The sequence below is a fragment of the Staphylococcus caledonicus genome (genome assembly GCF_016238465.1).
Classification (GTDB): Bacteria; Bacillota; Bacilli; order Staphylococcales; family Staphylococcaceae; genus Staphylococcus; species Staphylococcus caledonicus.
In genome coordinates this window covers 364,036-379,166 of the sequence record NZ_JABTXV010000001.1, presented here as the reverse complement: position 1 = coordinate 379,166, position 15,131 = coordinate 364,036, and the positions used below count along the sequence as shown (strand labels likewise).

13 protein-coding genes are annotated in these 15,131 nt (G+C 34.4%); 4 read left to right on the top strand and 9 right to left on the bottom strand.

The genetic code is table 11. The features are described 5' to 3' along the window. Positions 1 to 2 precede the first annotated feature (2 nt). Positions 3 to 1,070, bottom strand: coding sequence for an oligopeptide ABC transporter permease (opp3C, locus tag HS848_RS01825; RefSeq protein WP_198611047.1), 1,068 nt, complete (start codon positions 1,068 to 1,070; stop codon positions 3 to 5). Continuing rightward, positions 1,070 to 1,996, bottom strand: coding sequence for an oligopeptide ABC transporter permease (gene opp3b / locus HS848_RS01820; RefSeq protein WP_103166359.1), 927 nt, complete (start codon positions 1,994 to 1,996; stop codon positions 1,070 to 1,072). Before opp3b ends, opp3C begins: the two co-directional genes overlap by 1 nt. A 261-nt stretch (positions 1,997 to 2,257) precedes the next feature. Here opp3b and HS848_RS01815 point away from each other — a divergent pair, with 261 nt between their 5' ends. Continuing rightward, on the top strand, positions 2,258 to 2,635 hold the full coding sequence (locus tag HS848_RS01815; protein ID WP_198611046.1) for a DUF3899 domain-containing protein: 378 nt from the start codon (positions 2,258 to 2,260) through the stop codon (positions 2,633 to 2,635). Positions 2,636 to 2,751: 116 nt separating this feature from the next. Here the strand turns inward: HS848_RS01815 and fabF are convergent, their stop codons facing one another. Together fabF and HS848_RS01805 are read right to left on the bottom strand one after the other, a co-directional pair. Next, positions 2,752 to 3,996 (bottom strand): beta-ketoacyl-ACP synthase II, encoded by a 1,245-nt coding sequence (gene fabF, locus HS848_RS01810; protein ID WP_103166361.1) that lies wholly within the window; start codon positions 3,994 to 3,996, stop codon positions 2,752 to 2,754. 13 nt (positions 3,997 to 4,009) lie between these two features. Continuing rightward, entirely contained in the window at positions 4,010 to 4,951 is a 942-nt protein-coding gene (locus HS848_RS01805) for a beta-ketoacyl-ACP synthase III (protein ID WP_107507459.1), read from the bottom strand. A gap of 230 nt (positions 4,952 to 5,181) precedes the next feature. On the opposite strand from HS848_RS01805, the gene HS848_RS01800 reads away from it, so the two are divergent. Further along, positions 5,182 to 5,376, top strand: coding sequence for a YjzD family protein (locus HS848_RS01800; protein WP_107507458.1), 195 nt, complete (start codon positions 5,182 to 5,184; stop codon positions 5,374 to 5,376). 165 nt (positions 5,377 to 5,541) lie between these two features. On the opposite strand, the gene clpB is transcribed toward HS848_RS01800, so the two are convergent. The 3 genes from clpB to HS848_RS01785 form a co-directional block, all read right to left on the bottom strand. Further along, positions 5,542 to 8,151 carry an ATP-dependent chaperone ClpB gene (gene clpB, locus HS848_RS01795; RefSeq protein WP_198611045.1) on the bottom strand — a complete coding sequence of 870 codons (2,610 nt, stop codon included), beginning with the start codon at positions 8,149 to 8,151 and terminating at the stop codon, positions 5,542 to 5,544. 383 nt (positions 8,152 to 8,534) lie between these two features. Beyond that, positions 8,535 to 10,361 carry an acyltransferase family protein gene (locus HS848_RS01790; protein ID WP_198611044.1) on the bottom strand — a complete coding sequence of 609 codons (1,827 nt, stop codon included), beginning with the start codon at positions 10,359 to 10,361 and terminating at the stop codon, positions 8,535 to 8,537. Positions 10,362 to 10,684: 323 nt separating this feature from the next. Next, on the bottom strand, positions 10,685 to 10,993 hold the full coding sequence (locus HS848_RS01785; protein WP_103166366.1) for a metal-sulfur cluster assembly factor: 309 nt from the start codon (positions 10,991 to 10,993) through the stop codon (positions 10,685 to 10,687). 128 nt (positions 10,994 to 11,121) lie between these two features. Between HS848_RS01785 and HS848_RS01780 the strand changes: the two genes are divergently transcribed. Next, complete coding sequence (locus tag HS848_RS01780) at positions 11,122 to 11,946, top strand: Cof-type HAD-IIB family hydrolase (protein WP_198611043.1); 825 nt, start codon at positions 11,122 to 11,124, stop codon at positions 11,944 to 11,946. A gap of 87 nt (positions 11,947 to 12,033) precedes the next feature. Next, complete coding sequence (locus HS848_RS01775) at positions 12,034 to 13,356, top strand: CoA-disulfide reductase (RefSeq protein ID WP_198611042.1); 1,323 nt, start codon at positions 12,034 to 12,036, stop codon at positions 13,354 to 13,356. A gap of 86 nt (positions 13,357 to 13,442) precedes the next feature. Here the strand turns inward: HS848_RS01775 and HS848_RS01770 are convergent, their stop codons facing one another. Further along, positions 13,443 to 13,844, bottom strand: a complete 402-nt coding sequence (locus tag HS848_RS01770) for a YisL family protein (protein WP_103166369.1) — start codon at positions 13,842 to 13,844, stop codon at positions 13,443 to 13,445. A 272-nt stretch (positions 13,845 to 14,116) separates the two neighbouring features. Next, entirely contained in the window at positions 14,117 to 15,028 is a 912-nt protein-coding gene (locus HS848_RS01765) for a fumarylacetoacetate hydrolase family protein (protein WP_107507454.1), read from the bottom strand. Positions 15,029 to 15,131: the final 103 nt, after the last annotated feature.

The window sequence follows — 15,131 nt, the reverse complement described above, 5'->3', positions numbered from 1 at the left end:
TATTATTTACGCATTTTAGGGTCAAATGCATCACGTAATCCATCACTAAACAGATAGAAGAATAAAATCAATAAACTTAATATCGTAGCTGGAATAAATAATTCGTGTGGATGAATCAGTAACATCGCGCGTCCGTCGTTGACTAATGAACCTAATGAAGTTTGAGGTGCTGGCACGCCGATACCGATGAAGCTTAAGAATGCTTCGAAAAAGATTGCACTTGGTACAGTAAACATTGATGTTACTACGATTGCACCTAATGTATTAGGTAGAATATGTTTGAATATTAAATTGAATTTAGAGGCACCTAGTGTTCGTGATGCCATTACAAATTCTTGATTTTTTAATTTTAAAAATTCCCCACGTATAACCCTACTCATTCCTAACCAGCCTGTGATAGACATCGCTAAAATAATTGTCCAAATTGATGGTTCAAAAATAAGTACAAATAAAATTACAACGATAAGGTTTGGAATTGATTCAATAATTTCAAGAATTCTTTGCATGATATTATCTATACGTCCGCCAAAGAAACCAGACACTGCACCATAAACCACACCGATAAAAATATCTAAGATAGCTGCTACGACACCGATAAAGAGTGAGATTTGAGCGCCTTTCCAAGTACGTGTCCATAGGTCGCGTCCTAATTGGTCTGTACCAAACCAGAAGTTTTCTTTAACGCCTGCGTCTTTATAAGCATTCGTACCGTCCGCACCAGTACCATCAAATGGTAGGAATGAAACTTTATCTAGTACAGGTATTTTAGCTGGTAAATTTCGTCGAACAACATCTTGTTCTGCATAATCGTGATCGCTCAATAGTGGCCCTACAAAAGCTAAGATAACAATTAGAATTAACCCTACTAAACCTACCACTGCAAGTTTATTTCCTTTTAATTGTGTCCAAGCATCTTGCCAGAAGTTTTTACTCTCACGTTGCATTTCTGGTTCTCTATTTAAATCTAAATCTCTTATTACGAAATCAGATGCTGCAATGCCTTCAGAGGTATGTGTCATAGCTGCATTTGAATGATCATCAAATGGTTTACTAAATTTGTCATTTGCCATTATTTCTTACCTCCTTGAACACGAATTCTAGGGTCAATCACGCCATATAGAATATCTACGATAAAAATTGAAACGATAAATAGTGTACTAAATAAAATAGTAGTTGCCATTATCACTGAGAAATCATTTGTTGTAATAGAGCGTACGAATTGGTCCCCTAAACCTGGCACGCCAAAGATATTCTCAATGGTTAATGTACCTGTTAAAATTCCTGCTAACATAGGTACAATAATTGTGATAATTGGAATTAATGCGTTTCTTAAAGCATGCCCAAATAAGACACGCATTGAAGAGTTCCCCTTTGCTCTTGCTAATAATATGTAATCCGAACTTAAAACTTCTATCATTTCAGCTCTGATATACCGTGCAACCGTCGCCATGACACTGGCTGATAATGCTAGCGAAGGTAATACTGCTGTTGAAAATCCTTCCCATCCTGCAACCGGAAACCATCTTAGACGCACCGCAAATACATATTGTAAAAGTACGGCTAATACGAAAGAAGGAACAGACACAGCAATTACTGAAATAACAGTAGTTGTATAATCTACCCATGTGTTTTGTTTAGTAGCTGCTGCAACACCAAGGATCAAACCTAAAATTACACCGATAATCATCGCTGTTATACCCATTTCCATTGATGGAATCAATCTCGGTCTTATAAGCTCCCATACCGGTTGATTGTGATATTGAAATGAATAACCAAAGTCTCCAGTAATTACATTTTTCAAATAATGTAGATACTGCACTGCTACAGGATCATTGAGTCCATATTTCTCATTAAGAATGGCCTTTTGTTCAACACTTAACTTAGCATCGTTAAAAGGTGAACCCGGCATCATCTTCATTAGGAAAAATGTAATCGTAATAATAATGAATAGCGATAAGAACATATATCCCAAACGTTTTAAAACATATCGCGTCATTCCATAACCCCCTTATCAAATTTTCAAAATTAACATTCCCTTCAAAATTTTCAGAAATATTTAGTAATATTATATATATAATTTTCATATAATTGCAATATAATTGCAATATAATTTTCACAAAATTAAAAAAACAGTTGCTTATATAAATTTTTAAGGAAGTAATTTTCTAATATATAATTTTAATTATTTAAAGTTTAAGGTGTTTAATTGGTAAATTTAAGTTAAAATAAGTTTAATCTTCAGTCGGGGGTTACATTTATGAAGAATTTAAAAAACTGGATAGTATGGCTTAGTATTACGCCACTTCTAACGCTTATTATATGGTTGTTTTTCACAACTCATACACTCGTTTCTTTTTTAGATATTTTATTCTACATATCACTTATCATTTTTATAATTATTTATCTTATTCTTTTAGTTCAGGAAGGAATTTTTGATGCGACGAGTTATGGTTTTAGAAGAATTCGCTATCAAATGTCTTCTCGTGCAAAGAAAAAAACAATGGAACATGATTCTTTCTTTAATCCACAACAAGCTAAGAGAGAGTATTATATTGTTGAATCATGGATAGCGCCATCTTTATTATGTAATGCATTATTTTTTCTTTTGACCATCGTGTTTTCACTTATTTTATAGTATCATCCTGTTATTATAATTATTTAAATACAAAAAAATGCCTCAAAACAATCTTCACTCTACATAAGATTATTTTGAGGCATGTTCTATTTGTTCTTCATTTTCAAAAAATAAATTTAAGCTTCGAATTTCTTAAATACTAATACTGCATTATGTCCACCAAAGCCAAGACTATTACTCATAGCGTACGTAATATCTAAATCTTGTGCTTCATTAGGGATAATATCTAAGTCACATTCAGGGTCTGGCGTATGCGCATGAATCGTTGGTGCAACTTTAGAATCACGAATTGATAATGCTGAGAAGATGGCTTCTAGTCCACCTGTTGCACCTAATAAGTGACCAGTCATTGATTTAGTTGAACTAATCTTCAAGTTCTTCGCAGCGTCGCCGAATGTGTTTTTAATGGCTTTAATTTCGTACATGTCGCCTACCGGTGTGCTTGTACCATGTGCATTTAAATATTGAACATCTTTAGCTTCAATACCAGCATCATCTAAAGCTGCTTGCATAGCACGTGAACCGCCTTCACCTTCTGGAGCTGGAGCAGTGATATGATATGCATCACCTGTTGTACCATAGCCCACAATTTCAGCATAAATTTGTGCACCACGAGCTTGGGCAGATTCTAATGATTCAATCACTAAAATACCGGCACCTTCGCCCATAACAAATCCATCACGACCTTCTTGGAAAGGACGGCAAGCTGTTTCTTTATCATCATTCGTTGATAATGCACGACTTGCGCTAAATCCAGCAAGTGCCATATGTGTAATAGGTGCTTCAGTACCGCCTGTAATCATCGCGTCTGCGTCTCCACGTTGGATGATTTTAAATGCTTCACCGATAGAATTTGTACCAGTAGCACATGCAGTTACCGTTGATCCGTTTGGCCCTTTTGCGCCTAGATCAATAGAAACTTGGCCAGTAGCCATATCTGGAATTAACATTGGTACGAAGAATGGACTTACTCTTCTTGGACCTTTCTTCTGTAACGTGCTATGGGCAATTTCAAATGTTTCCATACCACCGATACCTGAACCAATCCATACACCAATACGGTTTGCAGTATCTTCGTTAATAGCTAATTTCGCATCTTCTACCGCTTGTCTTGCAGCTACAACAGCGTATTGAGTAAAACGGTCCATTCGACGTGCTTCTTTCTTCTCAATATGGTCTTCAATATTGAAGTCTTTTAATTCACCAGCTAGATGAACGTTATAGCCTTCAGTATCTACACGTGTAATTGTATCAATACCATTAACGCCTTTTAATGCGTTGTCCCAACTTGTCTGGACATCATTTCCGATAGGTGATAATGCACCCATACCTGTAATTACAACTCTTTTATTTTCAGTCATACATTATATCCTCCTATTTACCCCATTTGATAACCATAGCGCCCCAAGTTAGGCCGCCACCGAAACCTACTAATACTAAAGTATCATCGTCTTTAATTTTTCCGTTTTCTAATTCTTGTTGAATACTTAAAGGTATTGAAGCTGCAGAAGTGTTACCAAAGCGATTCACAGAAACACTCATTTTTTCTTTTTCTATACCTAATCTTTCACGTGCGGATTCCATAATTCTGATGTTTGCTTGGTGAGGAATAAACATATCAATATCCTCAGATTGTAAACCTGCTTTTTCTACGACGCGTGTAGAAGCATTGCCCATAATTCTTACAGCAAATTTAAACACTTCACGTCCATTCATTACTAGTTTACCAGTATCTCTGTTCAAGTATAAGTATTTTCCACCTGAACCGTCAGATCCCATTTCATAACTAATAATGCCTCGGCCTTCAGAAACTTCACCAATCACTACGGCCCCAGCGCCATCACCGAATAAAACGGCTGTTGAACGGTCAGTTAAATCAGTAATCTTAGATAATTTATCTGCACCTACAACTAATATATTTTTATAATCACCTGATTGTATGTATTGTTTTGCAGTAATCATTGAATACATAAATCCTGAACATGCTGCTAATTGGTCCATTGTTGGTACTTTGTCAGTACCTAATTTATCTTGTAAAATATTCGCAACTGATGGGAATGGTGTGTCCCCAGTAGCTGTTGCAACAATAATCATATCTATATCTTTAGGCTCAATACCTGCATCTGCAATGGCTTTTTTACTTGCTTCATATGCTAAATCGGATGTATCTTGGTCTTCTCTAGCCCAACGTCTTTCTTTAATACCAGTCATTTTAGAAATCCATTCGTCAGAAGTTTCTAAAAAGCTTTCAAAATAGGCGTTATCTACAACTTTTTCTGGCGCATAAGCACCAAATCCTTTTATACCTACGTTCATGAACGCACACCTTCTTACTTCATTTTTTAATACCAGGTATTAATTTAACACACTTTTTTATATCAACTCAAGTAGTTACCCTTTCAATATTGCGCTTTCTTGTTGAAAATTAAAGAAATATACATCAGCGTGAAAATTTAAGACGTTTTTGAAACACTTAACTAGTATCCCTATACAAAGAAGATAGTTTACATTAAAATGGAACTATATAAACTATGGAGGTCATTGGTATGAAATACCTCGTAACATTTATTTGGGCATTAATTTTATTACAAATGGTGAACTTCGTGCTAAATAGTTTAAACGGTGGCGGCTCATTAAACTTTATTACACCTATTATTCTAGCAGTAATTTTCACAATATTTATTGCGATTTTTGGCGCGTTAATCAAACCTAATGATTTTGCCCGCAAAGGTAACAGATAATTATATTTTAATTACGTCTCATAATATACACGTTTCAACTTTGAATTAATACTCAAAGTTGGGCGTGTATTTTTTAGTACAAAAAATAACTCTCTTCAAAGTATTTTATATCGACTTTGAAGAGAGCTTTTATTCATTTAGTCACTTTATTATTTAACTTTTAGATTATTCAGTTGTTGGTTGTTGTACATCAAATGTTAAATCTTGTTCCTCGTTTAAATCTACATTAATTAATGTACCTTCAGGCATATTTTCTTTAATCATCATACGTGCTAATGGTGTTTCAATTTGACGTTGAACGAAACGTTTTAATGGTCTTGCACCAAATTGTGGTTCGTAAGCTTCTTCACCTAACCATTTTTTAGCTTCATCTGAAACTTTAATTGAAATACGTTGATCCATTAAACGTATATTTAGTTGAGTTAAGATTTTATCGACAATCATGCTCATATCATTTACTGATAATGGTCTAAATAAGACGATATCATCCATACGGTTTAAGATTTCGGGTTTGAAGAATGCGTGTAAGCTATCCATGACAGCTTTTTCAGTATCATCCGTAATTTCACCAGTATCTTTAACATTTTCAAGAAGTACTTGTGAACCGATATTACTTGTCATAATAATAATCGTATTTTTGAAGTCTACACTACGACCTTTAGAATCTGTCAAACGTCCTTCGTCTAGAATTTGTAGTAACACGTTGAAGACGTCGCTGTGCGCTTTTTCAACTTCGTCTAATAAGATTACTGAATAAGGATTACGTCTAACTGCTTCAGTTAATTGACCACCTTCATCGTGGCCTACATAACCTGGAGGCGCTCCAATCAATCTAGAAACAGAATGTTTTTCCATATATTCACTCATATCAATTCGGATCATGTGTTTTTCAGAGTCGAATAATGACGCTGCGAGTGATTTAGCTAATTCAGTTTTACCTACACCAGTCGGTCCAAGGAATAAGAAACTACCGATTGGTCTGTTAGGGTCTTTAATACCAGCACGAGCTCTTACAACGGCATCAGATACTAAATCTACTGCTTTATCTTGGCCTACTACACTTTCATGTAAGATGTCGCCTAAGTTGAGTAGTTTTTCTCTTTCTGTTTCAACTAATTTAGATACTGGAATGCCTGTCCATTGACTAACGATATCGCCAATTTCTTCATCAGATACGACTTCGCGAATCATGCGTTCACTGTCGCCTTGTTCATCTTGATATGCCTCTTCAAATTCTTTTAATTCTTTCTCTAATTGAGGAATCGTACCATATTGTAATTCGGCTGCTTTTTCAAGGTTACCTTCTGTTTGAGCATCTTCTAAAGCTTGACGACTACGGTCTAACTCGGCACGTTTTTCTTGTACTTTAGCAATTTTTTCTTTTTCTTGTTCTACACGAGATTGTAATGCACTTTGTTTTTCTTTTTCATTTGAAAGCTCTTCTTGTAGTTCTTCAAGACGTAGTTTACTAGCGTTGTCAGATTCATTTTTCAATGCACTTTCTTCAATTTCTAATTGCATAACGCGTCGATTGACTTGGTCTAATTCAGTTGGGTTTGAACCCATTTCTGTACGAATAGTTGCACAAGCTTGGTCTACTAAATCAATCGCTTTATCAGGTAAAAATCTATCTGTAATATAGCGATCTGATAACTCGGCAGCTGCTACCAATGCACGGTCTTGAATACGCACACCATGATATACTTCATAACGTTCTTTTAATCCACGTAAGATAGAGATTGTATCTTCTACATCTGGTTCACTTACGCCTACTTTTTGGAAACGACGTTCTAAGGCTGAATCTTTTTCAATATATTCACGATATTCATTGAGTGTTGTTGCACCGATACAGTGTAATTCACCACGTGCTAACATTGGTTTTAACATATTGCCTGCATCCATAGCGCCATCTGTTTTACCAGCGCCTACTAGCATGTGAATTTCATCGATGAATAAGATAATACGTCCTTCAGCTTCTTTAACTTCTTTAAGCACTGCTTTTAAACGTTCTTCAAACTCACCTCTGAATTTAGCACCAGCAACTAAAGCACTTAAATCTAATTCAAAAATAGTTTTGTCTAATAAAGATTCAGGTACGTCTTTACGTACAATACGTTGAGCTATGCCTTCGACAATAGCTGTTTTACCTACACCAGGTTCCCCGATTAATACTGGGTTATTTTTTGTTTTACGACTTAAAATTCTAATCGTATTTCGAATTTCTTCATCTCTACCGATGACAGGGTCCATTTTACCTTGGCGAACTTCTTCTACTAAGTCACGACCATATTTTTCTAATGCTTCATAGTTTACTTCTGGATTTTGTGAAGTCACATGATTTCCCCCTCTAACTTTAGTAATAATTTCTTTAACAACTTCTGCTTTATTTCCGACATATTGTTGAGTTGTTTCATCAATGTCCATTGCAGCACGCAAGATATGTTCCATTGAAATATATTGATCTTCGTAATCATTCATGTACGATTCTGCTTTATTTAATAACTCATTTGCTTTTTGACTAATATATTGTCCATATTGAACATTGTCACCTTGGACTGAAGGATAATTTTTTAATTTATTATTGTAAGCTTGATTTAATTCTTCAGTATCGATATTTGCACGTTCTAGTATGCTTTTAAATAAACTGTCACTTTCATCTAACGTTCCTTTTAATATAGCTTCAACTTCAATGTTTTGTAATTCATATTCTTTACTAAGTTCAACTGCTTTTTGTAATGCACTTTGAACGGTATATGTCATTTGATTAATATCCAAATTTGTCACCCCTACTTATTTGATAAGAGCCAGGTCAAATACTTCTTTTTTGACTTTGACTTTCTTTGACCTTAAATACATTATAATCCCTATTTGACTATTAAGCAACAATTATACTTAACTTTTTAAGTTAATTTATGCAAAGCTTAAAGCCTAATATGACAACATTTTAATTACTATTACTTAAAATATTTATCACGATGGCGCTTATTTTAAACATCAAACCTAACGGCATTTTCAGATAGTATGGTCAAACTTTTTTAATATGAAAAAGGAGCAAGACTGAAATCAAATGAAAGTTCACAGATTTCGTTGTCTCGCTCCTACAAAGTGTACTAGAAATGAAAGTACTTAAAAGTAGTACAATTTTCAACTAGTCAATCTTATTTATTTTTCTTATTACTTTTGATTGTCTTAATAATTTCATCTGACAATGCTTTAACGCCGCTATTCTCTAAATGAATACCGTCTGAGGCGAAATATTCAGAATGCCCTTCTGAACGTTTATACCAGTCAACTAATGTCACGTTTTTATGCTTTTTAGCAGCATTAGCAAGGTGTTTATTAACATCATCTTGCCAATCACGTGGTACACGCGTATTCACTAAATAAATTTGGGCATCTCCAAATTTACTGATAAGTTGGTTCAATTCATTTTCAGAGAAGCCTCCATTCGTTCCAAGTTCTAATACCACTTGATTTGATGGTTTATTATAATTTGAATAATTACCAGCAATAGTTAACGCTTCTTGTAAATGACGTCCAACTTTACCATCGATAGTTGCTTTAGGTGCTCGTGATTTAAATGTTTCCCCAATATCTACCATTACCGAATCACCAATTAATAATGGACTAATATTCGTATCGACTTGGTCTTTTTCCTTACTTTCACTTGTTGAGCCATCAAGATGAATATTTTCACCAGGCATCATTCTTACCAAGTATTTATCTACTTCATTCGTATTAAATGAGTTTGCCTTGTTATCAATTTCATCTTTTCCAAAACGATCAAATGCGCCAACAAAGATCAATAGTAATGGAAGAGCTGCGACAATAGCTACAATGGTTCTAATGAATTTAGGGCGTTGTAGTCGATTAAATGAAAATGCTTTAAGCCCTTCTTTTCTAAATGGTGTTTCAACATAGCGATAAGATAACTCGGCAAATAAGCCAGTTAATATAATATCTACTATATATACATAGGCTGGTATTTGACCATCTATAAAATGGATATGTATGAAACTAATAACTGCAAAGTGCCATAAGTATAAACTGTATGAACGTTGTCCAATATAGACAAAGACCGGGTTTCCAATTAGTTTAGCTAATATACTTGTCGGATGGACGACACTTGCGATGACGAAGAGCGTCATACCTGAGATTAAGTAAAAGCCTCCATTATAAATCCAAGCACTGCTGTCACTGACTGTAAAGAATAGGAGAATTAATGTAATTAAGCCTATAATCCCTATGCCATCGATAGCACGCTGTAAGACAACTGGAGGGTTTGCTTTTAGCTTAAATGGTGGCCATACAAACGCCAAAATCACACCGAGTAATAATGTTTGTAAGCGTGTGTCTGTTCCGAAATACACGCGTGAGTAACCGACGTCAGGTTGTGAAATGATGACCATCGCTAACAATGATATAAGCGAAACAATCCAAAAAATAAGGGTAACATTACGATATTTTTTAATTGTTAATAACAAAATGACTAACACAAATGGGAAAAATAAATAAAACTGTTCTTCAATTGCAAGTGACCATAAGTGTTTTAAAGGCATAAATGAAAATTGTTCAAAGTAATTTACATCTTTAGCAATATACCACCAGTTTGATACGTAAAATAGTGCTGCTAGAATATCATGCTTTACTCGTACAATTTGTTGTGGCTCAAAGATTAATGTAGCAATGCCGACTACCATTAAGAGCGTGACAACCGCTGGAAGTAATCGTTTAATTCGTCGTATCCAGAATTGTCTAAGGTTAATAATTCCTTTTTCTTCGTATTCTTTTAATAGTAAACTTGTGATTAAGTATCCCGAAATGACAAAAAATGTATCTACGCCTATAAAGCCGCCCGTTAGCCATCTTCTATTGAGATGATAGATGATGATACCTAACACAGCAATAGCCCTCAAGCCATCTAAGCCAGGCATATAACGCATTTTCGTTTTGCGATGTTTCCCTCTTTTTAATTCCTGTGTCATTGTTCACATTCTTTCCCTATAATAAATTTCAAATAAATTCATTAAATATAAAAGTGTTGAAAATCATGATAAAACGAGAGTCGATGATTAACAATATGAATGAAAATAATTCACCCTATAATCTATGTTAAATTTAATCTGTATAAGTCTTATGTATTTTAGTATAACGCATAATCAAATTCAAATTGTATTACAATTGTGTCATGTTGATAAGTCACTTTGTCACGTGCTATGTTTATTTTGGATGAAGTGATTTTAGTTTTTTCTAAAAATAAAAACAATAGCACAACGAAAGTGTGTACTATTGTTTATATAGTGATAGCTCAACCTACGCCTAAAGCAATCTTAGCGTATCTTGACATCATATCTTTATTCCAAGGTGGGTTCCAAACAATATTAACTTCTGTGTCCTGGATTTCAGGAATTTCTGCTAATACAGTTTTGATTTGGTCGATGATTTGGGGTCCAAGTGGGCAACCCATTGATGTTAATGTCATTTCAACTGTACATATACCATCATCATCTACATTCACTTTATATACTAAACCTAAATTAACAATATCAATTCCTAATTCAGGGTCAATTACCATTTCAAGCGCACCTAGGATACTGTCTTTTAAAGCCTCTTCCATTAGTATCACCTCTCAATATTTATCTTACACTAATATATCAAATATCCGACAAAACGCCAATAAAATGCTATGATACAACTAAATGAGAAATAAAGAGAAATACGATGAAAAGTAACAAGGAGAAACTTATGGAACCTTATTTAATTTGTCTAGATTTAGACGGAACATTATTAAATGATGATAAAGAAATTAGTGTTTATACAAAACAAGTTTTAACAACATTGAAAAAACAAGGCCACCAAATTATGATTGCGACTGGTCGTCCATACCGTGCTAGTCAAATTTACTATCACAAATTAGACATGAATACACCAATTGTCAATTTTAATGGTGCCTATGTTCATCATCCAAAATCAGATGATTTTGAAACAACACATGAAGTATTAGATGTCGATTTAGCTAGAAATATGATAGAAATGCTTCAAAAAGCCAATGTGACCAATATTATTGCTGAAGTTCGTGATCATGTCTTTATTAATAGTCATGACCCACGCCTCTTTGAAGGCTTTTCAATGGGAAATCCTAAAATAGAAACAGGTAATTTATTGGAAGGTTTAAATGAAGCGCCAACTTCTATCTTAGTAGAAGCCGAAGAGGTAAATATTCCTCGTCTTAAACAAATGTTGACGCGTTTCTATGCGGAAAATATCGAACATCGTCGTTGGGGCGCACCGTTTCCAGTTATAGAAATCGTTAAACGTGGTATAAGTAAAGCACGTGGAATCGACCATGTAAAAGATTATTTGAATATTGATTCATCTCGTATTATTGCATTTGGCGATGAAGATAATGACACTGAAATGATTAAATATGCCAAATATGGTATCGCAATGGACAACGGTCTTGATGAATTAAAACATGTCGCTAACCATATTACATTTTCTAACAATGAAGATGGCATTGGCCGTTATCTCAACGATTTCTTTAAACTTAATATACCTTATAAAGGATAAATCGAGTTCTAGAGGTGAGAATAGCACTTTAACTAGTATGCACGCTCACCTCTTTTTTCAATGATAAATAATGATGGAGGATTGTATATGAATAAGATTATAGTCGTCGGAGCAGTCGCAGGTGGCGCTACGTGCGCTAGCCAAATACGTCGTCTTGATAAAGAAAGCGAAATTATTATTTTTGAAAAGGACCGTGACATGAGTTTTGCCAATTGTGGCTTACCTTACTATATCGGTCAAGTTATTACTGAACGTGGTAAACTCTTGCCAATTACCCCAGAGACGTTCAAAAACAAAAAAGATATTACAGTAAAAACATATCATGAAGTAGTCGAAATTAATGATAGTAAACAGACTGTAACAGTATTAAATCGCCAAACTAACGAGAAATTTGAAGAATCTTACGATAAATTAATATTAAGTCCTGGTGCTGGCGCTAATACATTAGGTTTCGAAAGCGACATGATATTCACTTTACGAAATATGGAAGATACTGATGCTATTGACCAATATATTAATAAACATCATGCCAAAAAAGCATTAGTCGTAGGTGCAGGCTATATTTCATTAGAAGTGTTAGAGAATCTACATCATCGTGGTTTAGATGTGACGTTGATTCACCGTTCTGAGAGTGTGAATAAACTAATGGATCAAGATATGAATCAAGCTATCTTTGATGAATTAAATAATCGGAATATTACTTATCGTTTAAATGAAGAAATAACAGAAGTCGAAGGACACACAGTGACATTTAAATCTGGCGTTCAAGAAGACTATGATTTAATTGTCGAAGGTGTGGGAACACATCCTAATTCAAACTTTATTCAATCATCAAATATTAAGTTAGATGAAAAAGGATTCATACCTGTTAACGACAAATTCGAAACAAATATACCTAACATTTATGCATTAGGCGATGTGATTAGTTCATTTTATCGTCATGTAGATTTAAAAGCACAAGTACCTTTAGCCTGGGGCGCTCATCGTGGCGCTAGCGTGATAGCAGAACAATTTGCAGGCAATCAAAACATTACGTTTAAAGGATATCTTGGAGCAAATATTGTAAAATTCTTTGATTATACATTTTCAAGTGTTGGGGTGAAACCTTCTGAATTAAATCAGTTTGATTATCAAATGGTCGAAGTAACTTCAGGGGCTCATGCCGGTTATTACCCTGGAAATAGTGACATACATTTACGTGTTTACTTTAATAAAGACAATCGTCAACTTTTACGTGCTGCAGCTGTAGGTAAAGAAGGCGTAGATAAACGTATTGATGTATTAACAATGGCTATGATGAATGGCATGACAGTCGATGAACTTACAGAATTTGAAGTCGCTTATGCCCCACCATATAGCCATCCGAAAGATTTAATCAATATGATTGGTTATAAGTCACGCGATTTGTAAAAAAATAAACTCGAGCGTGTGAGAAGAAAATCCTTATATGGAGGTTTCTCACACGTTCGAGTTTTTATTTGTTCATTTTAATGCGTCTAACCTAGGCCAAACATTTTTGTTAATGGACCCCAAGGTAGAATAACACCTAATAACATTGTAATAATAATTAAGACGATAGTTGTCCAAAATAAACCATGACTTGCTTCGTGTTTCTTTCTTTTCGCAATCGATACTTCCATAAGCGCGACTACGGCAAGACCGCATAACATTTTCAATGTTAATAGCATGTGGTTGCCTCCACCACCATGACTAGCGGCGATAAATTCTTGAATTAAAATCCAAAAACCTGAGAATAATGTTAATAACATAAAGACTCTTAACGCCATTTGTAAAGGTTTGAACATAGGCGTTGGGCCTTGAGATTTTGAAATGTGTAAGAACGCAATGACGTATAACACGATTGTTAATACCCAACTTAATATATGCATATGTAACAAGACCGAATTCCCCCAATACTTATAATTTCATTTCACCTATTTATCATAACATATACGACTTTTATAAAGATTAAAAAATTGCAAAATAAGAAAATACCACCAGTAATCTCATGAATTTTTAAAGATTTTGTTCTCCCAAATGAGCAAAAGCAACTAGAATTGAATCAAGTAAGATTTTAACTCAGATTCATTTCCGTTTATCGATACACAAACTAAAAGACTGAGACATTTATGGAAATGCCCCAGTCTTTCATGAAAATTAATCTTTCGAATTATTCACTATCTTCTGCAATGTACGTAGTTAAAGTACCGATATTGTCGATTGTAACTTTAACTTCATCACCAGGTTGTAAGAAGCGAGGTGGTTCTAAACCTGCACCTACACCAGCTGGCGTACCTGTAGCAATAATATCACCAGGATGTAATGCTACATATTTAGAAATTTCTTCGATTAAACCGTCAATTTTGTTAATCATTTGACTCGTATTACCGTCTTGGCGAATTTCATTATTCACTTTAGTTACGATGTTAACATTTTCCGGCATTGGTAATTCGTCTTTAGTTACAATGTATGGACCCATTGGGCAACCACCAGTTAAACTTTTAGATAAGAATGCTTGATCTTGTGAATTTTGAGCAGTACGGTCAGTGATATCATTGATAATTGTGTAACCGTAAATATAGTCTAATGCTAAAGCTTTAGGAATTTTTTCTCCAGATTTACCAATTACAATACCTAGTTCACCTTCGTAATCTAATTGGTCTGTGATATCTTTATGATTTGGAATTGTTGATTCACTACCAGTTAAAGATGAAGCGGCTTTAGTAAATACATATAAGCGTTGCACTTCATGGTTTAACTCACTCGCATGATCTTGATAGTTACGACCAAACGCAATTACGTTATTTGTAGGCGTTACTGGTGGTAAAAATTCAATATCATTGAATGCGATTTTATAATTATCAGCTTTGCCACTATCTTCTGCAGCTACAACAGCTTTACGAACTTGTTCTTGGAAATCAATCGTTTGGTTTTGTTGTAAACCTTCTAATAACGTTTTAGGATGAAAATCTCCTTCACCAAATTCAGCAAAAACTTGTTTCAAATCCCATACTGCGTCTTCACGCTTAACTTTAACGCCGTAAGATTCAGCGTCTTTATATTTGAATGATAAAAATTTCATTCAGTATCAACTCCTCATCTATATCTTATTTCATATTATAACTTTAAATATAATTAAATCACAAATATATCTGTCTGAAATTTTAGAAATTTGGTATATTCTC

What these genes read in the sequence shown, in the direction of transcription:
- opp3C (WP_198611047.1), bottom strand. Translation starts at nt 1,070, where the DNA reads ATGGCAAATGACAAATTTAGTAAACCATTTGATGATCATTCAAATGCA.
- opp3b (WP_103166359.1), bottom strand. Translation starts at nt 1,996, where the DNA reads ATGACGCGATATGTTTTAAAACGTTTGGGATATATGTTCTTATCGCTA.
- HS848_RS01815 (WP_198611046.1), top strand. Translation starts at nt 2,258, where the DNA reads ATGAAGAATTTAAAAAACTGGATAGTATGGCTTAGTATTACGCCACTT.
- fabF (WP_103166361.1), bottom strand. Translation starts at nt 3,996, where the DNA reads ATGACTGAAAATAAAAGAGTTGTAATTACAGGTATGGGTGCATTATCA.
- HS848_RS01805 (WP_107507459.1), bottom strand. Translation starts at nt 4,951, where the DNA reads ATGAACGTAGGTATAAAAGGATTTGGTGCTTATGCGCCAGAAAAAGTT.
- HS848_RS01800 (WP_107507458.1), top strand. Translation starts at nt 5,182, where the DNA reads ATGAAATACCTCGTAACATTTATTTGGGCATTAATTTTATTACAAATG.
- HS848_RS01790 (WP_198611044.1), bottom strand. Translation starts at nt 10,361, where the DNA reads ATGACACAGGAATTAAAAAGAGGGAAACATCGCAAAACGAAAATGCGT.
- HS848_RS01785 (WP_103166366.1), bottom strand. Translation starts at nt 10,993, where the DNA reads ATGGAAGAGGCTTTAAAAGACAGTATCCTAGGTGCGCTTGAAATGGTA.
- HS848_RS01780 (WP_198611043.1), top strand. Translation starts at nt 11,122, where the DNA reads ATGGAACCTTATTTAATTTGTCTAGATTTAGACGGAACATTATTAAAT.
- HS848_RS01775 (WP_198611042.1), top strand. Translation starts at nt 12,034, where the DNA reads ATGAATAAGATTATAGTCGTCGGAGCAGTCGCAGGTGGCGCTACGTGC.
- HS848_RS01765 (WP_107507454.1), bottom strand. Translation starts at nt 15,028, where the DNA reads ATGAAATTTTTATCATTCAAATATAAAGACGCTGAATCTTACGGCGTT.